At 34.2% G+C, this 18,234-nt stretch carries 17 protein-coding genes, 1 pseudogene and 1 riboswitch; of the genes and pseudogenes, 2 read left to right on the top strand and 16 right to left on the bottom strand.

Annotation, left to right across the window (positions count from 1 at the left end; translation table 11 throughout):
- Positions 1-161: 161 nt before the first annotated feature.
- Positions 162-1,451 (top strand): homocysteine synthase, encoded by a 1,290-nt coding sequence (locus tag ACM6UH_RS02250; RefSeq protein WP_011302240.1) that lies wholly within the window; start codon positions 162-164, stop codon positions 1,449-1,451.
- 405 nt (positions 1,452-1,856) lie between these two features.
- Here the strand turns inward: ACM6UH_RS02250 and ACM6UH_RS02245 are convergent, their stop codons facing one another.
- From ACM6UH_RS02245 to ACM6UH_RS02230, 4 genes are all read right to left on the bottom strand, one after another.
- The gene (locus ACM6UH_RS02245; protein ID WP_433911991.1) at positions 1,857-2,927 is read right to left on the bottom strand and encodes an ROK family protein; all 1,071 of its coding nucleotides are present in this window, start codon (positions 2,925-2,927) and stop codon (positions 1,857-1,859) included.
- A 165-nt stretch (positions 2,928-3,092) separates the two neighbouring features.
- Complete coding sequence (locus ACM6UH_RS02240) at positions 3,093-4,025, bottom strand: L-lactate dehydrogenase (RefSeq protein ID WP_011302238.1); 933 nt, start codon at positions 4,023-4,025, stop codon at positions 3,093-3,095.
- 43 nt (positions 4,026-4,068) lie between these two features.
- Positions 4,069-4,887 carry a MetQ/NlpA family ABC transporter substrate-binding protein gene (locus tag ACM6UH_RS02235; RefSeq protein ID WP_011302237.1) on the bottom strand — a complete coding sequence of 273 codons (819 nt, stop codon included), beginning with the start codon at positions 4,885-4,887 and terminating at the stop codon, positions 4,069-4,071.
- An 89-nt stretch (positions 4,888-4,976) separates the two neighbouring features.
- A riboswitch (SAM riboswitch) is annotated at positions 4,977-5,083 on the bottom strand.
- Positions 5,084-5,228: 145 nt separating this feature from the next.
- Positions 5,229-5,984: a CPBP family intramembrane glutamic endopeptidase gene (locus ACM6UH_RS02230; protein ID WP_011302236.1), complete on the bottom strand. Its 756-nt coding sequence runs from the start codon at positions 5,982-5,984 to the stop codon at positions 5,229-5,231.
- Between the two features lie 213 nt (positions 5,985-6,197).
- On the opposite strand from ACM6UH_RS02230, the gene panE reads away from it, so the two are divergent.
- Positions 6,198-7,115 carry a 2-dehydropantoate 2-reductase gene (gene panE / locus ACM6UH_RS02225; protein ID WP_011302235.1) on the top strand — a complete coding sequence of 306 codons (918 nt, stop codon included), beginning with the start codon at positions 6,198-6,200 and terminating at the stop codon, positions 7,113-7,115.
- A gap of 94 nt (positions 7,116-7,209) precedes the next feature.
- Here the strand turns inward: panE and ACM6UH_RS02220 are convergent, their stop codons facing one another.
- From ACM6UH_RS02220 to ACM6UH_RS02165, 12 genes and pseudogenes are all read right to left on the bottom strand, one after another.
- Complete coding sequence (locus ACM6UH_RS02220) at positions 7,210-7,725, bottom strand: HTH domain-containing protein (protein ID WP_047504706.1); 516 nt, start codon at positions 7,723-7,725, stop codon at positions 7,210-7,212.
- A gap of 342 nt (positions 7,726-8,067) precedes the next feature.
- Entirely contained in the window at positions 8,068-8,799 is a 732-nt protein-coding gene (locus ACM6UH_RS02215; protein WP_002482190.1) for an amino acid ABC transporter ATP-binding protein, read from the bottom strand.
- Entirely contained in the window at positions 8,796-9,515 is a 720-nt protein-coding gene (locus ACM6UH_RS02210) for an amino acid ABC transporter permease (protein ID WP_011302233.1), read from the bottom strand. Before ACM6UH_RS02210 ends, ACM6UH_RS02215 begins: the two co-directional genes overlap by 4 nt.
- Positions 9,499-10,293 carry an amino acid ABC transporter substrate-binding protein gene (locus tag ACM6UH_RS02205; protein WP_011302232.1) on the bottom strand — a complete coding sequence of 265 codons (795 nt, stop codon included), beginning with the start codon at positions 10,291-10,293 and terminating at the stop codon, positions 9,499-9,501. Before ACM6UH_RS02205 ends, ACM6UH_RS02210 begins: the two co-directional genes overlap by 17 nt.
- A gap of 233 nt (positions 10,294-10,526) precedes the next feature.
- Positions 10,527-10,820, bottom strand: coding sequence for a PTS lactose/cellobiose transporter subunit IIA (locus ACM6UH_RS02200; RefSeq protein WP_061050468.1), 294 nt, complete (start codon positions 10,818-10,820; stop codon positions 10,527-10,529).
- A gap of 43 nt (positions 10,821-10,863) precedes the next feature.
- Positions 10,864-11,184 (bottom strand): PTS sugar transporter subunit IIB, encoded by a 321-nt coding sequence (locus ACM6UH_RS02195; RefSeq protein ID WP_061050467.1) that lies wholly within the window; start codon positions 11,182-11,184, stop codon positions 10,864-10,866.
- A gap of 37 nt (positions 11,185-11,221) precedes the next feature.
- Positions 11,222-12,118, bottom strand: a complete 897-nt coding sequence (locus ACM6UH_RS02190; RefSeq protein WP_011302230.1) for a hypothetical protein — start codon at positions 12,116-12,118, stop codon at positions 11,222-11,224.
- An 18-nt stretch (positions 12,119-12,136) separates the two neighbouring features.
- The gene (locus ACM6UH_RS02185; protein ID WP_047504711.1) at positions 12,137-13,453 is read right to left on the bottom strand and encodes a PTS sugar transporter subunit IIC; all 1,317 of its coding nucleotides are present in this window, start codon (positions 13,451-13,453) and stop codon (positions 12,137-12,139) included.
- A gap of 10 nt (positions 13,454-13,463) precedes the next feature.
- A complete protein-coding gene (locus ACM6UH_RS02180) occupies positions 13,464-14,594 on the bottom strand; it encodes a zinc-dependent alcohol dehydrogenase family protein (RefSeq protein ID WP_048787086.1) in 1,131 nt (376 codons plus the stop codon).
- A gap of 55 nt (positions 14,595-14,649) precedes the next feature.
- Positions 14,650-15,498, bottom strand: a complete 849-nt coding sequence (gene ahlS, locus ACM6UH_RS02175; protein WP_041079459.1) for an AhlS family quorum-quenching N-acyl homoserine lactonase — start codon at positions 15,496-15,498, stop codon at positions 14,650-14,652.
- A gap of 245 nt (positions 15,499-15,743) precedes the next feature.
- Complete coding sequence (nagB, locus tag ACM6UH_RS02170; RefSeq protein WP_061050466.1) at positions 15,744-16,490, bottom strand: glucosamine-6-phosphate deaminase; 747 nt, start codon at positions 16,488-16,490, stop codon at positions 15,744-15,746.
- A gap of 51 nt (positions 16,491-16,541) precedes the next feature.
- Positions 16,542-18,077, bottom strand: a pseudogene (locus ACM6UH_RS02165) (PTS transporter subunit EIIC).
- Positions 18,078-18,234 lie beyond the last annotated feature (157 nt).

Here is an 18,234-nt window from a genome sequence, read left to right as displayed (position 1 = left end):
ATAAATCCTTTTCTTCATATTTGCAATCATTTCATTTTCAAGTCAATAAAGTATAATAATCTAATTCCTACTTTTTCAGTAAGCATACTTGAAATAGCCAATTAGCTCTTGTATAGTTGTAATTATCAGAAAATTTAGAAATTATAGGGAGGCTTTATCATATGACTCAAAACCCTTGGCATTTAGATACTTTATCTATTCACGGCGGGCAAGTAGTAGATGATTTTTCAAAAGCACGTGCTGTACCAATTTATCAGACATCTAGTTATGTGTTTGATAATACTGAACATGCGAGAAAGTTATTTGCTTTAGAGGAAGATGGCAATATTTATACAAGAATTATGAACCCTACACAAAATGTTTTTGAAGAACGGATTGCAGCCTTAGAAGGTGGTGTAGGTGCTTTAGCTACATCTTCTGGACAAGCAGCCATACATTTAGCACTTTTAAATATTGTAGAAAGTGGCGATGAAATTGTTGCTTCGTCAAATTTATATGGAGGTACCTATAACCTTTTAAATATTACCTTTAAAAAACTAGGTATTAAAGTCCATTTTGTAGATCCTAGTCATCCAGACAATTTCAAAAATGCAATAACAGATAAAACAAAAGCAGTATATGCTGAAACCATTGGGAACCCACGCATTGATGTGTTAGATATTGAAGCTGTAGCCGATATCGCACACAATCATAACATTCCTTTGATTGTTGATAACACATTCCCAACACCTTACTTATTGCGTCCTTTTGAATTTGGAGCAGATATCATAGTACATTCAGCCACTAAATTCATTGGTGGCCATGGTACTTCCATTGGTGGCGTGATCGTTGATAGTGGAAAATTCAATTGGGATAATGGAAAATTCCCAGGTTTAGTAGAACCTGATGAAAGTTATCATGGTATTTCTTATGCAAAAGATGTTGGCGAAGCTGCCTATATTACCAAAGCACGTGTACAGTTGTTACGTGATTTAGGTTCTGCAGTATCACCCTTTAATGTCCATGAATTCTTAATTGGTTTAGAAACACTACACTTACGCTTAGAACGACACTCTGAAAATGCTTTACGTGTCGCACAATATCTAGAACAACATCCAAAAGTAACTTGGGTCAACTATCCAGGTTTAAAAAATAACGCTTATCATCAACTCGCTCAAAAATATTTACCTGATGGCCAAGGTGCTATATTGACCTTTGGCATAGATGGCACGGTAGACGATATCGCCAAATTTGTTGACGGTTTAAATCTATTTTCCCACTTAGCGAATGTAGGTGATTCAAAATCATTAATCATTCATCCAGCTAGTACTACACATTTACAATTATCACCAGAAGATCAAAAAGCTTCCGGCGTAGTACCAGAACTAGTTAGATTGTCTGTAGGTACCGAAAACATTAATGATATTATTGCTGATCTCGATAACGGTTTTAAAGAATCACTTGGAAATTAATGTTAAAAATTTCCTTAGTGATTCTTATGCAAAAGATTTTCTTTTGTATTCATTAATTTCACTTGGAAATTAATGTTACGAATTTCCTTAGTGATTCTTATGCAATATTACTACGTTTATGATGTAACTTTAAAGTGTGACATCACATATACTCATAAAAAAGGCAGGGCCATATCACTATGGCCCTGCCTTTTTTACACGTCCCATAACACTTACCTCACACAAACCGAAGCCTAACCTCAGTGTAATTTCCTACAACCTTCTATTCGTGCTAACCATCTCTGACTAATTTAAAAATCTAGATATTAATAAAGGTTCCAGATCTTTATTCTAATTTAGTTTATCCGGAGTGAGACTACGAAATCTCTATTAGCATATTCAATTTATGTCACGTTCTCCTATATATTATTTGTTTACATGATATAAACCCGTTAAAACATTTGCCTCTAAATTACTTATTGTTACATTTAATGTGCTATTTTGAATTAAATAATGTTTTTGTGCATAATTTTCAATGCTTGATTTATAAGGTAGCTTACTTTGGGTAACACCGCCACCCAATACAATGTTATTAATATTAAAAATACTGAATAGATTTGTACATAGTTGTTGTGTTAATATCAAAACTTCATCTATCATTTCAGTTATCTCACTATGCGCTTGATGGAGATACATTTCTATAGCTTCTCTAGTACTTACATGCTTATTTAAAATGTGACTCGCTTTTCTACTGATCGCTAAACCTGATATTTCATTTTCCACACAAACATATTGTTTACAAACCGGACATTGGTAATCACTATCGCCTTTTATAATGGTATGACCAATTTCACCAAAGTTCCCATTAACACCAGAAACAAGTTCCCCTTTTCTTATATAGGCCATACCTACACCCGTACTAATAGTTAAATATATAAAATCCTCAGTTTGATGTTTCATATATTGATGCTCCGCTAAAATAAACGCATCCACTGTTTTAACATTTTCTGAGAGTTGATTTAGGTGCAATATTGCATTTCTGATATTCATTTCACTACCATTGACGATGATCCCTTTTTTCTTGGTTATTTGGATATTCACGTCGAATGATATACACCATGCTTTAATTTTATTTATATAATCAGTGACTTCTGCCTTCGTTAAATGAAAAGTTTTTCCTATGGCTTCACTTGTAAGTGGTTGTTGATACATGAGTAATTGATAACCCAACTTGATTAATAGTTCACTTTCTTTATTGGTAAAATCAGTTACAATTGTTTCTATTTGTTGCATACTATATAAGGACTGATTCAATTTATACCCTCGTCCTTTTACACTTACAATGAGATCATCTAAGATTTCACTATTAATATATTGAATATCATTTCTAGCTGTTCGATTAGAAACATTTAAGTACCTTGCAATTTCATCTGCATTTAAAAATTGATTACGATTGATTAACATTAATCTGATGAGCTTTACATGTCTTTCTAGCATCATTACACCTCCCATGCTCATATACTTCACTTCTATTCATCGCTATATTTAAGTATATTGTAGCCATTACCGGATTGATAAACAAGATAAGCATTTATTTTAAATATAAAAAACACGCATTCAAAAGAAAATATCTAATGAATGCGTGTTTGAATGTTTTAATCGCTATTGTTGTGCTGTATGAATCGTTTGTCTAATATATTCATATGCTTCTTTAAGTTCGCGTTCTTCTTCTTTGTCTAATGTTATCGCAAATCTTTGAACAATACCCTTTTTATCTATTAATGTTGGTAAACTAAATGCACCATCTTCTAAGCCATATTCTGAACTCAGGGAAGTCAATGGTGTAATTGTTCTCTGATCCAATGCAATGGACTGTATCAAAAATGATGTCACTTTTGATATCGCTGCGTTGGTCCACCCTTTTTGGTAAAAAACATCCATCGACACTTCGTTGATAATGGACGATATGTGTGACTTATCAATTGCTGGACGGTCACTTAATGCCTCAAATTCCGATAGTTCCATACCATGAATATGCACTTTACTCCACACGGGGATTGCATGTTGACCATGTTCCCCAATGACAAAAGCTTCCACATTATTTGGATCAATTTGATAATGATCGGCTATAATTGTTTTAAATCTTGATGTCTCTAGAGCCGTACCCGTACCAATAATTTTATGGGCTGGGTAATCTATTTGATTTGCAAAGTAAACCATAGAATCTACAGGATTAGATATCAGAATCACAACCGCCTCTTGCGTCACTTCAGCTATTTGGGACATTATGCCCTTAATGATGTCGTGATTTCCTTGCGCTAATAATGTACGGTCACCATTATTTTTATCGGTTGCTTCACTCGCAGCTATGACGATAAAGTCTGCATCCGTTAAGTCTTGATAGACACCGCTACGAATCTTGATATGTGCAGTATTTATCAGTCCTTGCGAGTGAATATGGTCAAGTGCTTCACCACTTGCCACGTCCGCTCTATCATCAATTAAAATAATCTCTGAAAACAAATTCAGTTGCTGTACATCTGTAAGTACTTGCGTACCCACTTTTCCTAAACCAATAATACCTAGCTTAGACATAATCGAATCACCTTCCTCTTCAATCTATATATTACATGATTATTTATTTTTCATACGGAATAACATCTTGTCCATATTTATCAGTTATAAATTTCTTCATCTCTTTAGATTGTAAAACTTTCATAAGTTCTTTGAATTTTTTATCGTTTTTATGTCCTTCTTGTACGGCAACAATATTCGCAAATGGTGATGATTTTCCTTCTATAGCAATTGCATCTTTATGTGGTGTTAGACCATTATCAATCGCATAATTAGAATTCATTATCACTGCTGCGCCTTCTTTACTATTATAAGTTTTAGGTAAGAATTCCGCACCTTGCTTGTTATTAAATTTCAAATCTTTTTTATTTTCTACAATGTCATCAAACTTAGCATCTTCAATACTGACACCTTTTTTAATTTTGATTAAGCCTTTATCAACAAAGAATGACAAGAAACGACCTTCTTCAGCAGGATTGTTTGATACATAAATGGTAGAACCTTTAGGGATATCTTTAATGTCTTTATATTTTTTACTATAAACGCCCATCGGTGTCGTGAACACTTTCCCGGCTTCTTCTATTTTATAATTATGGTCTTTCTTTTCTGCTTTAAGATACGGTGTATGTTGAAATGCATTCGCATCAACATCTCCTTTATCTAATAATTTATTAGGAACCTTATAATCATTAACTGTTTTTATTTTTAAATCATAGCCTTTCTTTTTCATTTCTTCTTTTGCATGTTCAAGTACGACGCCATGGGGCGCTGGCGAAGCAGCAATCGTAATTTCCTTATCCTCTTTTTCACCATTCGATTTACCACATGCTGCTAGTATAATCGTTAACACAAACAATGATCCTAAAATAAACCATTTTCTCATAATACTTTCACTCCTTAAAAATTTGTTTCAACGTACTTATATGTATAAAAAAACTTTCTCTTAATAAATCAAGAGAAAGTTTGCACTTTCTCTCATCTCCAAAAGTTAAATAACTTTTTGTGACTTAGCACCATTTCGAAAAATCGACGGTTGCTGGGTTTCATCGGGCACATCCCTCCACCACTCTTGATAAGAGTCAATCATATTTATGTTTAGTGGTTTAATCCTAGCATTATGCTCAAGATTAGTCAATGAGTTTTTAGAAAATTCTAAACACTAACACGATAAAATATACCTGTCCTTCACAAAGAAGACAGGTATATCACTAAGAATTATGTAAATTACATGATAATCATGAAAATATACGCTAATAAATTATTCAAAGCATGTAACGCAATGGCTACAGCTAAACTACGCTGCGATTTCATATATACATATACAATACCAACTGCTATGGCAAGATACATCACAATTTCTAATGGAGATTTAGCTTCTGTTACATGTAAAGATGCAAACACAATAATTGAAATAACAGACATAACATAGAAATTTAATTTCTTTCCTAATTCGCCAATAATTAAATGTCTAAATAAAAATTCTTCTGTCATTGGTGCAATAATTACAATTGAGAAAAAAGCTAATATGGTTGATACAGGCGTAGCAAACATTTCCTCCACCATTTTGTCATTTTGTGTTTCTTCAAATTTCCAATGTTCTGGTGCGAATGCATTTACTAAATATGGATAAATTTCTTTAAACACTATAATAACGATAAATGTAATGACAATGAGTTTCCAGTGTTGCTTAATATTTTGTAGCCCCTGTTTCCACGATTGTCTAAATGAATGTCTATGGAATAAAATCCATAACGCGAATATAATTATAAAGGCAATCATTTCCATTAATATGCCTGGCGTACCTGAAAAGTTAGCATTAAAGTTAGCGTTATTTTTCCCTTGCGTTTCATTGATTCCAATCATGATTGTTAAGATGACTATAGATAAACAAAAATTACCTATCAAATAAATAAACGGTAGTAGAAAATCTTTCCCTTGCATATCTTTCCACTGATACTTATGATCATTTTTAAACGACATTGGAACCCCTCCATGTTTGTAATTAGTGAACACTTATTACATTGCACAAATTTTATTGTTTTCAAATATATATTTAAAAATAAAATATACTGTCCCAACTACATCTATTGAATTATTTGAAAATTATTTTCATATGCGTATATGCCCCTCAAATGTGGTATATATACATCAATTAACAAATCAACACACATAGCGTATAAGGAGTTGTATTCAATGCGTATATTAGTATTAGGTGCTGGCGGTATCGGAGGCTATTTTGGAGGCAGATTAGCCGAAAGCGGACAGAACGTGACATTCTTAGTAAGACCCAAACGCAAGTCATTTTTAGAAAGAAATGGATTAGCCATCCACAGTGAGCAGGGAGATTATCATTTCAATCCTCAACTCATTACAAAAGACGATCGCGTAGCGCCTTTCGATGTTATTTTACTTTCTTCTAAATCCTATCATTTAGAGCAAGCCATGACAGATTTGAAACCATTTGTCGATGGTCATACTGCCATCATTCCATTATTAAACGGCGTCGCACATATTCCACAATTACAATCTATCTTTGGTAAAGACAAAGTTATGGGTGGCTATTGTGTGATAGAAACAACATTAGATAGTATGGGAGAAATCATACAAACAAGCCCTTTTGATAAACTCTTTTTTGGAGAACTAGATGGAAGTAAAAGTGAACGCGCACAAAAAATTGCACAAGCATTTTCTGAAACAAAGGCAGAATTCAAATTAAGCACTTCAATCGAACAAGGCATGTGGCACAAATATTTAATGATTACTGTGTTATCCAGTATCACAACATTAATGCATGCGCCTATTGGTCCTATTCGAGACAGTGATGGTGGCATTAACTTCGTTCGCTCTTTATACAATGAAGTCGCTTCGATAATGCGTGCACATCGAGCGCCACTCGCAGACGATATTGTATCACAATATATGACATCATTTAATCAGTTATCATACCATTTTAAGACTTCTATGCAACGTGACATGGAAAAAGGATTAAATATTGAAACAGGTCACTTACAAGGTTATTTATTAAACTTAGCCGATACGTACCAAATTGACGCCCCATTACTTAAATGCGTCTACCAAAACCATAAAGTCTATAAAGAAATGCTTAAATAATATAAACAGATCACAAATCTGAAATACAACAGCGCATGTCATCTTTATTATGAGATGACATGCGCTGTTTAAAGTTAAGTCGATAAATGCAATATTATTTTAGTTTTGACATATATTGATAAGCTGTTACGCCATATCGATATTTAAATACCTTATTTAAATGCGCTAAATCTACGAAAGCACATTCTGCTATAGCAAGATAGTCATGCTGCTCTAACCAATTTTGAACGCTTTTCAAATCTTCCACAATCGTTCGTCTTGAAACAGATACGGTGGTCGCAAGCACTTGTGATGATGTCGGCGTATTGGCTTCAAGTAATTTTAACGTTATATATAACAAGCGCTCTTCTTTTGCATAATGTATTGTATGCGTTGTCGATTTAGGTGCAAAGCGCTTTAACTGTTCTGGTGTTGTGGTTATTTTGACCCCCTCTTGCTTAGTCCTTTGAATAATTAAACCTAGGTTACTTGCCATATCTTCAATGTATTCAAGATCGTACTGTATCGTTCTTTCTGTAACATTAAAGTGCGTTGCTAAATGATGAATTTGCACAAAAGTTTCACATTCAAGTATGAACATTAAAATATGATACTGTCGCTTACTTAACATATTAGCAACCTCCTCGCCTCTTTATTGTAAACGCTTTCTAAAGATGATAGATGTGTAATCTCTTTCGTCTTTAAATGCGAAAAGTTGCACATCAAATAAAAAAATCATTATATTTTTAAATTATAAAGTTCAAAGTACATATATGATATCGTTTTATAAAAAAAGCCCGGACATAACTAAATGTCTCGGACTCACCTTATTTAGGCAATCATATATTCTATTGAAAATACATCGCTATCACTTTTAAAAATGCTATTCTTCAGACTGCCTAATCATCCTTGTCAGTATATATAACAAGGCAATCGTTTTATCATAATACTTTCACTAAACTTTCTTTCAACGTTAAACTTCACGAATCATATTTAAAAATCTTTGTAGTTCAGCGCTTTGTGGATGATTAAAGATTTGCTCTGGAGGCCCAGATTCTCCAATTACACCATCATGTATAAATACAATCTTGTTAGATACTTCTTTAGCAAATCGCATTTCATGCGTCACGATAATCATTGTCATACCTTCATTAGCTAGGTCCTTGATGACACGAAGCACATCATTAACGAGTTCTGGATCTAACGCAGACGTAGGTTCATCAAACAGCATTACTTTTGGATTCATGGCTAAAGCTCTAGCAATTGCTACACGTTGCTGTTGTCCTCCAGATAAAGCATTCGGTCTTTGATCTTTTACAGCAGTTAAATCTACTTTTTCCAATAAAGCTAATGCTTGTTGCTTTGCTTCATCTTTTTTCGTTTTTTTAACAGTAATGAGACCTTCCATTACATTTTCTAATGCCGTTTTATGTGGGAATAAATTATAACTTTGAAATACCATGCCCGACTGTTTACGGACTTTTATCTGTGATTTCTTGTCTGCATTGCTATAAGTCTCTCCATTAACATACACAGCACCTTCTGTAGGCAACTCTAAAGCATTAATCATTCGCAACAAAGTCGTCTTACCTGAACCTGATCGTCCAATAAATGTCACAACTTCTCCTTGATTAACGTTTAAATCAATCCCTTTGATAACTTCTTTATCATCAAATGATTTTTTTATATTTTTTAATTCAATCATGAGCGATACCCTCTTTCAAGATAAGATTCATAGAAGTTTTGTGCAATTGAAATGATAAAGCAAACCACCCAGTACATAAGTGCTACAAGTAGATAAATAGTTAAATACTCGTATGTCGTTGAAGCGACTTCTTGTGCTTTTCTAAACATTTCAGCTACTAATATAAATCCTAAAAGTGATGTATCTTTAATTAAACTTAAAAATGTATTACCTAATGCTGGTACGGATACTCTAATCGCTTGTGGCAAGATAATACGTTGAATCGTTTGTCGATAATTCATACCGATTGAATAGGCCGCTTCTGTTTGACCCTTAGGTATAGACATAATACCTCCACGAATAATTTCAGAAGCATATGCCCCTACATTTAATGATAAGCCAATAATTGCTGCGATAACTGGTGCTAACGTCCATTGATTTTCAGAGTTATTTGTCAATAATCTGCCGAGTTCAGGGATCCCGTAAAAGATAATGAATAATTGTACAATCATCGGTGTACCTCGGATGATTGAAATATAAAAACGAGCAATCCCTCTTAAAATACGGCTTGTTGAAATGCGCATTAACGCAGTGAGTAACGCAATCACTAAACCTAACAAAAAGGTTACTAATGTAATAGGTATAGAAAATTTCACTAATCCTTCAAGCATCGGTGCAAATGCTTGACCAGCTGCGTCTAGTGCATGTTGCTGTTCAGTATTAAGATTTAGAAACATCTTCGCCGAACCATTTTTTGCTTATTTTTGCTAATTCACCATTATCTTTTAATTTTTTCATTGCTTTATTTACTTTTTCAATTGTTGCATCGTCTTCTTTTTTACTAAATGTTAAAGCAGATTGACTCTTCTCAGCATTACCTTCAATAATTTTCACATCTGCATTAGGTTTTTGTTTTTTATAATCTAAGTATGAAATATTGTCATTAAATGTACCTTCAACTCTATTAGATTGTAATAAATCCATAGCCTGATTGAAGCCATCTACTTTCGTTAATTCTGCACCTTTAGATTTAGCCAATTTACCATAATTTGAAGTAAACGTTTGAGCCAATTTCTTACCTTTAACATCGTCAAATGATTTTATATCTTTGTTGTTTTTGTTAACGACTAATACTGCTTCTGAATACGTATATGGTTCTGAGAATTTATATTTTTCTTTACGTTCATCATTAATACCTACTTGGTTCGCTATCACATTAAATCTACCAGAGTCTAATCCAGCAAACATAGAATCCCATTGTGTTTCTTTAAATTTAACTTTGTAACCCATTTCTTTAGCTACTGCTTTCATTACATCAATATCATAACCTGTTAGTTTATCTTGTTTATCATGATATGAGAAAGGTGCATAGGTCCCTTCCGTACCTACAACAAATGTTTTATTTTCACTTGCAGTTTTATTTTTGTTATCGTTGTCTTTTTTGTCAGAAGTACCACAAGCTGCGAGTCCCACAACTAAAAGTAACGTCAGTATACCTAATAATATTTTTTTCATTTCGCGCCCTCTATTCTTATTATTCTTATCGGAATAAAAATATTCTATGCCTAACCCTTCATTAAGTCAATAACTTTTTTATCCAAATATACATTTATTTTTTAATTTCCATTAATTAACATATAATACAATTAAGTTGATTCCCTTGTTTACTCCTTTTTTTACAATAATGAACAAAAAAGTACATCTTCAAATCTTTTGAAAATGTACTTTTTCAATGATACTTAATATATTTATGCTTTTGAATCCATCTTTTTATATAAATCGATCATTTCTGCTGCCATATCTTTGAACGTAATAGCTGTCATTAAATGGTCCTGACTGTGAATGGTTAACAGCGACATTTTTATCTCATCACCTTGCGCTTCTTTGGTTAACATATTTGTTTGAATATGATGTGCCTCTAATAATGAAACTTCTGCAAGTTTTAATTTCTTTTCAGCTTCTTCAAAAGCATTTTTCTTTGCCGCATAGATGGCTTCCATTGCATGACTTTTGGCGTCACCACTGTATGCAATAAGTGACATGGCAAACTCTAAACTATTTTCCGCTTATGACATTGAACCACCTCTATTTTTTCATCAATTGTTCAGCTGTATTTAATACATTTTCTCCATTCATCGTTCCATAATCTCTCATTTCAATGACCGCTACAGGTATGTCTTTCTCAGAGCATTTTTTAGTATATTCATCTTTTTTAAAGCGAACTTGTGGTCCTAGTAGCAATACATCTATATTGTCACTTTCAATTTTTTGATCTGCTTCTGAAGTGGAAACGGCAAAAATATCTCTATCAAGCTTTTGCTTTTCAGCTTCTTTTTGCATTTTTTGTACCAACATACTTGTACTCATTCCCGCTGCACATACCAACATGATTGTTTTTTCTGCCATAAAAAATTCCTCCTGATTAAAAGCGTAGTTTCATCATTTAACGTTGAATCGATCTAGCTATCATGGATACTGTATGTCTTTCCCCTCTGATTGCCTTACTTAATTCAAAAATATTATTGACTGGTGCAAGACCGCAATAACCAGCATCACCAATGTGTTGAATATCAACACCACAGATTTTATTACGTATCGCAAAATCCCTAATGGTACTTGGATCAGAACTTTCTTGGCTTGTTCCTATAGCAGACATAACTAAACCTTCACGACGGTGTACTGCTTTAACAATATTTTTCAATTGTTCCTCATCAAATCCTGGTACCGTGCCAATTGATGGTACAAGAATAATATCTGCCCCAGCGTCTATAAATTGATCTACATACGTTTCCGTTATTACAGGTTCATCTACACCAGCGCTATGCATTTTCCCCGCTATAATAAGTCCTGTAAAATGCTTTCGTGTCTCTGAAATAGCGTTGACAATTTTATCATTCGTTACACCTGTCCCAGGATTCCCTGTCATACATATAAAATTAATACCTAATTTTTCTAATGCCTTTACCGTTTTCGAACTTGCTTGTCGACCTTCTACAATATTTAGTTTTTCTTCTGACATCGTTGCGGTTTTATCTACAGGTTCTAAATTGACACCAATCGGTCTACAAACAAGACGTCTCAATTCATTGATAACCTGTTTATCTTCATCTACATTAACAACTTTAGGATCAAAGGCATCTAAACCATTTAATAAAATTAAATCTGCGCCAAATGCACGAGCAAGTTCAGCATTTGTAATATCTGGAATGACTGGAGTACGTGTGACCACATTTTCAGATAATACAACACGACCATCACTTGCTTTAATACTTTGTTTTAATTCTGTGGCTGTCATTTCAACGATTTCAGATGCATTCGCACTTAATAATCTTTTTACCATGAGACAAATCCCCTTTGTTTAGATTTCTTTTGTTTCATCTGCTTCTTTTTGCTCTAGTTGCAAATTATATTTTTCCATCGTTCTGTAAAATGGATAATACAATAAGATATCAACAATGATACAAACCATTTGTACCAATGAACCACTAACATGACCCGTAGCTAAAAACCCACTAATAATAGGTGGGATTGTCCAAGGCATCGCAGTACCATTAGTTAAATGAACAAGCCCGCTTGCCATGGCAAAATAAGTAATCGTCGCATTGATCATCGGCGCCAATATAAAGGGTACAATCAGCCTAACATTGAGAACGACTGGCAAACCAAACAAGGTCGGTTCATTAATATTAAAAATACCAGGCATCAATGTCAGTGGTGCCATTGTTTTCGTAATTTTACTCGAACGCTTTTTAAAGGCTAAAATGGCAATAACAATCACTAAGCCAATGGTTGAGCCACCGCCCCCCATAAATACAAAATTATCTATAAAAGGTTGCGTGATGATATGTGGCAAATCGCCATGAGGATTAGCTTGATATACAATACGGTTTTCATCTATATTCTTAAGCCATATTGGCTGCATAACCGCATTTACTACATTTGCACCATGAATACCTACAAACCAAAAGGCACTATTTAGTCCTACTAATATAATCGTACCTATTAAAGTACTTCCCATTAAACTTAATGGCACACCTAATGTATTAACAATAAGGTCATGTATGTTTCCAAAAGGAAGGTTATCTAATGCTATATAGATTATAAGCCACAATAAAATAATGACAGCTCCAGGTATTAATGCGCTAAAGCTTTTCGCTACTGCAGGTGGAACTTGATCGGGCATTTTAATCCTTATATTTCTATTAATAAACCATTGAAATATCAATCCGGAAAAGATCCCTATAATTAATGCTACAAAAAGTCCCTGACTTCCCATATACATTTGAGGTATAGCTTCTTCTGGTGTTTTGCCACCGGTCATAACATTAGGTGTTACAACTAAAAATGCAGCCATGGAAATAATTCCTGCTGAAACACCATCCGTATCATACTGTCGAGCAATACTATGTGCCACACCAAAACTTGCAACTAATCCCATCAATCCAAATGTGCCATTTACTGCTTTCATTAAATAGGGTTGTATGCCTTGTGCTTCCAACCATTCAATCCATCCCGGTATGGCGATGCCACTAATGACAAGAAATAGTGATCCAATGATAATCAATGGCATCGCAACGATAATACCATCTCTTAATGAAATTAAAATTTTATTCCATCCCAATTTAGACGCGACTGGTAACAAATACTTTTCTAATGTGTCATTAAAACGACTCATATGAACACACCTAATCCATTTTCACTACTAAACGTGCCGCTTCACCTCGTGCCAAGCGGTCAAACCCTTCATTAATATGTTCTAATGGTAATGTATCTGTTAAAAGTTCATTTACTGGTAAACGACCTTGATGATATAAGTTGATGAAACGTGGTATATCACGGTCAGGAACACAACTTCCCACATATGACCCTTTTATCGTACGCTCTTCAGCAGCGAGCGTTACTTGAGGAAATGAAAATTGGTGTTTGGGATCTGGTAAACCTGTTGTCGTTGTCATTCCACCTCGACGTGTGATTTGATATGCGACATCCATGGCAGGTACTACGCCCGCCGTTTCAAAAGCATAATCCACACCACCTTGCGTATATTGTTTAATATCTTCTATTGTATGTGCTTCACCTGAATTAAATACTGCTGTTGCTCCAAGTGATTTAGCCAATGCAAATTTTTCTTCATTAATATCTAGTGCAATAATTTCACTTGCACCTGCCAGGCGTGCACCAAGAATTGCGTTAAAACCAATGCCACCAAGCCCAACAACCGCCACAGTACTCCCTGCATTAATGCGAGCTGTATTAATGACTGCACCTATGCCCGTAATGACTGCACAACCAAAAATCGCCACCTTTTCAAATGGAATCTTTTTATCTACTTTGACAATTGAATTTGTAGATACCACTGCATAATCTGCAAAACCTGATACACCTAAATGATGATGCATTACCTCATCACGGTCAGATTCATAACGAAAGCCACCTTCTAACATTTCTCCTTTTTCATTTGCCGCTGCACCATTTTCACATAAGGCAGGTCTGCCTTCACGACACGGAATACAATGTCCACAACTTGGTATAAATGTACATACGATATGATCACCCACTTCAAATTCCGCAACGTTTTCACCTACTTCGATAATTTCTCCAGCTGCTTCATGCCCTAATACCATTGGCATTGGACGTGGTCTACTGCCATTAATTACAGATAAATCAGAGTGACACAAACCCACTGCGCCTATTTTTATAAGTACTTCATTTGATTGAGGCCCTTGAAGTTCTAAAGTTTCTATTGTTAAAGGATGACTTTCTGTATATGGTGCATCTTTACCCATTTCACGCAATACTGCCGCTCTTGTTTTCATAACATACACTCCTCATTCACTGTAGTGATTTAAAGATACTTTGATAAAATAGCAATTATTCATAATAACCTTCCGTTGATTTTCTAAAGCCTTCGAATTGTTCGCCATCATGTCCAAACCAAATTTGAGCATTTTTTTCTTTTGCTAATCTTTGAATTTTCTCCACTGATTTCGTCCATCCAATAGAATCATATAAAATACCTGGTGGCTTCAATGTATCCTCTATACTTTCCTTAGTGTATATTGCGTCCGATGCTAATATAATCGTTCCTAATTCAGCACTCTCAATCTCTAGACCAATGATGCCCCATGCATGACCACTACCATAATTTAAAATTCGAACACCATCTACTAGTTTCAAATTATCTTCTTCTTTTTTAATCGTTCTCCATTTCAGATTATTTTTCACCCAAGCATCTATATCTGCCCAAATATAAGCCCCTTCTTGTTGGTTTCGTGCATATGTTTTCATTGCACCACTTAATTCATCATCATGGACAATTATGGTTGCATTCGTAAAATATTCTAAACACCCTGCATGATCCAAATGTAAATGTGAAGCAATAACAAAATCGACTTCTTTAGGATCTACATTAATTTGCTCGAGTCTATTAGGTAAATGACAAGCTTCATCAGCAAAGTACGGAAAAGCTTTTTGTGTTGCACTTATCCATCTCCCACTATCTCCCATAGCGTTCGGATTACAAGCTGTATCAAAAAGGATTTTAGCATCTGGGTGATCTATAAACACAGTATATATAGGGAATTCATGCATCTCGTTATTGGCGTTAGGGTCATCTAATGTTGCTTGATTGGAATTAGCAATCATCAAATTCTTATCCATCTTCATGCGTCCGTTATCCAAAACATAGACTTTCATACGTTCTTTTTTCACATTAACCATAACTACACACCCCTTTTAAAATTATATAATTACATTATAATTGTAAACGTTTACAAAAATCAATTTTTAAATTATTATTTCATTTAAGATTTATACTTTATGTATTTCATTAAAAACGATACAGACTCATTTTTGATTCATTAAAAATAGTATTTAATTATTACAAGACATAAAAATGCGCCCTCCAAAGTTGTCATTTTTAGAATGTCTACTTTGAAGGACGCATATGATTATTTACATCTCACTTACAATGTTCCATCTTCTATGAGTGAAGTAAAAATTTCATCATCAATAATAACTTCTACATTAGGATGTTTGTGCAAAATAGAAGCTGGCAATGCTTCTGACACTTCGCCTTCTAACAAAGCTTTTATTGCTTGCTGTTTATTTTTACCAAATGCTAACAATATGATCCGTTTTGCTTTCATAATAGACGACAATCCCATAGAAATCGCTTGCTTAGGTACGTCTTCTATATTTTCAAAATGTTGACTATTCGCATTAATGGTTGAAGGTATTAAATCAACAACTCTCGTTACACTTTCAAAAGATGAATATGGCTCATTGAAGCCAATATGCCCATTTTCACCAATGCCTAATATTTGGATATCAGCTGAACCGATTTCACCTAAACGCTGTTCATAAAGTTCACTTTCTAATTCAATATTAGGCGCATCACCTACAGGCAAATAAATATTTTTATTATTCCATGTTTGATTATGATTAAATAAGTGCGCGTTCATATAAACATGATAGCTTTGATTATGTTCTGCAGATAAACCTACATATTCATCTAAATTAAACGTTACGACATTGGATAGATCTATTTGATTCACATTTAATAACGCTGCTAATGTTTTATAAACTTCGATCATGGTATTACCAGTGGCTAAACCTAATATAGTATTAGGTTTGGAGATAACCTGTTTCAGTATTTCTGTTGCTACGTATTGGCTTCCAATCGTACGATTTTTTAAGTTGATTACATTCATCATCTCACCAAAACTTTCTATAATCTATTCATCATCCTCTAATTGAATACCTTACTTATCATTTTCTAAAAGTTCTTCTACTTCGTTTTTAATGGTAGTAACATGTGGCCCATAGATAACTTGTACACGTTCCCTTTTTGAATCACGCCACGTGCTTCTGTAGAAGTTAGCATTGTTTTATCGACAGCTTTATCACTGTTTAACGTTACTCTCAATCTAGTTGCACAACAATCAACGACATCGATATTTTCTTTTCCACCCAGCGCTTGAATAATCGTTTTAGCACGATCAGTTGCTTCAACTGTTTCTGTTACACCTTCGTCTTCACGACCAGGTGTTTTAAAATTAAATTTCGTAATGAGGTATCTAAATATGACGTAATATAGCACAAACCAAACGATGCCAATTGGAATGACCCATAAGAAATTCGTCTTTTCATTACCTTGTAGTACACCAAACAATAAATAATCAATGAAACCACCACTAAATGTTTGTCCCACAGTGATATTGAAAATGTCAGCCATCATAAATGCTAGTCCATCTAAAACGGCATGGATTACGTATAGCATTGGTGCAACAAATAAGAAACTGAATTCTAAAGGCTCTGTAATACCTGTTAAGAACGATGTTAATGCTGCAGATAACATTAAACCACCGACTACTTTTTTACGTTCAGGCTTCGCCGTGTGATAAATTGCTAATGCTGCACCGCAAAGTCCAAACATCATTGTGATAAATCTTCCAGACATATAACGTGAACCGCCTGAGAAATATTTAGTTACATCAGGATCACCTAGCTGTGCAAAAAATATATTTTGCGTTCCTTGAACCATGTGCACTTTAACTTCTAAAGAATCTCCCAGTGCGGTTTGCCAAAACGGTAAGTAGAAAATATGATGCAAACCAAATGGTCCTAATAACCTCAATATAAAACCAAAGAAAAACGTACCAATAACCCCTGTTTTATCTACTAGACCACCGATACCAAATATCCATCCTTGTACCGTTGGCCAAATAAAGAATATAACCACACCTAGCACTATTGAAGAAACTGAAGTGATGATAGGTACAAAGCGTGACCCACCGAAGAAACCTAAATACGCAGGCAGTGATATTTTATGAAATTTATTATGTAACAAAGCTGTCATAATACCGGTGATAATACCTCCAAATACACCTGTTTCTACAGTTTGTATTCCCAATACCATACTTTGACCTTCTTCTGCCAAGTTGCCTTTCGCCAATGTATCTGTGATCGTCAACAAACCATTCATTGATGCATTCATAATTAAAAACCCAAGCATTGCTGCTAGACCAGCCGTGCCTTTTATCACTTTTTGCTAAACCTAATGCCACACCCACCGCGAAAATAACCAGTAAATTTTGAAAAACGATATTTCCTGCTGCTGACATTAAAATAAATATATTTTGCAAGAGCGCAATATCCAATACTGGATAGGCTTTGATTGTATTCGGATTACTCAACGCACCACCAATACCTAACAATAAACCAGCTGCTGGTAAAATAGCTATCGGTAACATAAATGATTTCCCAAATTGTTGTGCTTTTTCAAACAACTTACTCATATACTATAACCTCCTAATTAACATCAATATACAGTCGAAGAAAATATTAATCATTACAATAGAACAATATGAAAAATATTTTCATAAAGTGTTATCATTATCTATTATATGCATCTATTAAGTTATCCATATGTTGTCCAAATTCATTTTAGATATA

The organism is Staphylococcus sp. LKG4-2 (genome assembly GCF_050955665.1).
Taxonomy (GTDB): Bacteria; Bacillota; Bacilli; order Staphylococcales; family Staphylococcaceae; genus Staphylococcus; species Staphylococcus saprophyticus.
The sequence above is the reverse complement of the archived record's forward strand: the minus strand, read 5'-3'. Positions and strand labels throughout refer to the sequence as shown.

Coding starts and splice junctions, on each gene's coding strand:
- ACM6UH_RS02250 (WP_011302240.1), top strand. CDS start 162: ATGACTCAAAACCCTTGGCATTTAGATACTTTATCTATTCACGGCGGG.
- ACM6UH_RS02245 (WP_433911991.1), bottom strand. CDS start 2,927: ATGCTAGAAAGACATGTAAAGCTCATCAGATTAATGTTAATCAATCGT.
- ACM6UH_RS02240 (WP_011302238.1), bottom strand. CDS start 4,025: ATGTCTAAGCTAGGTATTATTGGTTTAGGAAAAGTGGGTACGCAAGTA.
- ACM6UH_RS02235 (WP_011302237.1), bottom strand. CDS start 4,887: ATGAGAAAATGGTTTATTTTAGGATCATTGTTTGTGTTAACGATTATA.
- ACM6UH_RS02230 (WP_011302236.1), bottom strand. CDS start 5,984: ATGTCGTTTAAAAATGATCATAAGTATCAGTGGAAAGATATGCAAGGG.
- panE (WP_011302235.1), top strand. CDS start 6,198: ATGCGTATATTAGTATTAGGTGCTGGCGGTATCGGAGGCTATTTTGGA.
- ACM6UH_RS02220 (WP_047504706.1), bottom strand. CDS start 7,725: ATGTTAAGTAAGCGACAGTATCATATTTTAATGTTCATACTTGAATGT.
- ACM6UH_RS02215 (WP_002482190.1), bottom strand. CDS start 8,799: ATGATTGAATTAAAAAATATAAAAAAATCATTTGATGATAAAGAAGTT.
- ACM6UH_RS02210 (WP_011302233.1), bottom strand. CDS start 9,515: ATGTTTCTAAATCTTAATACTGAACAGCAACATGCACTAGACGCAGCT.
- ACM6UH_RS02205 (WP_011302232.1), bottom strand. CDS start 10,293: ATGAAAAAAATATTATTAGGTATACTGACGTTACTTTTAGTTGTGGGA.
- ACM6UH_RS02200 (WP_061050468.1), bottom strand. CDS start 10,820: ATGTCACTTATTGCATACAGTGGTGACGCCAAAAGTCATGCAATGGAA.
- ACM6UH_RS02195 (WP_061050467.1), bottom strand. CDS start 11,184: ATGGCAGAAAAAACAATCATGTTGGTATGTGCAGCGGGAATGAGTACA.
- ACM6UH_RS02190 (WP_011302230.1), bottom strand. CDS start 12,118: ATGGTAAAAAGATTATTAAGTGCGAATGCATCTGAAATCGTTGAAATG.
- ACM6UH_RS02185 (WP_047504711.1), bottom strand. CDS start 13,453: ATGAGTCGTTTTAATGACACATTAGAAAAGTATTTGTTACCAGTCGCG.
- ACM6UH_RS02180 (WP_048787086.1), bottom strand. CDS start 14,594: ATGAAAACAAGAGCGGCAGTATTGCGTGAAATGGGTAAAGATGCACCA.
- ahlS (WP_041079459.1), bottom strand. CDS start 15,498: ATGGTTAATGTGAAAAAAGAACGTATGAAAGTCTATGTTTTGGATAAC.
- nagB (WP_061050466.1), bottom strand. CDS start 16,490: ATGAATGTAATCAACTTAAAAAATCGTACGATTGGAAGCCAATACGTA.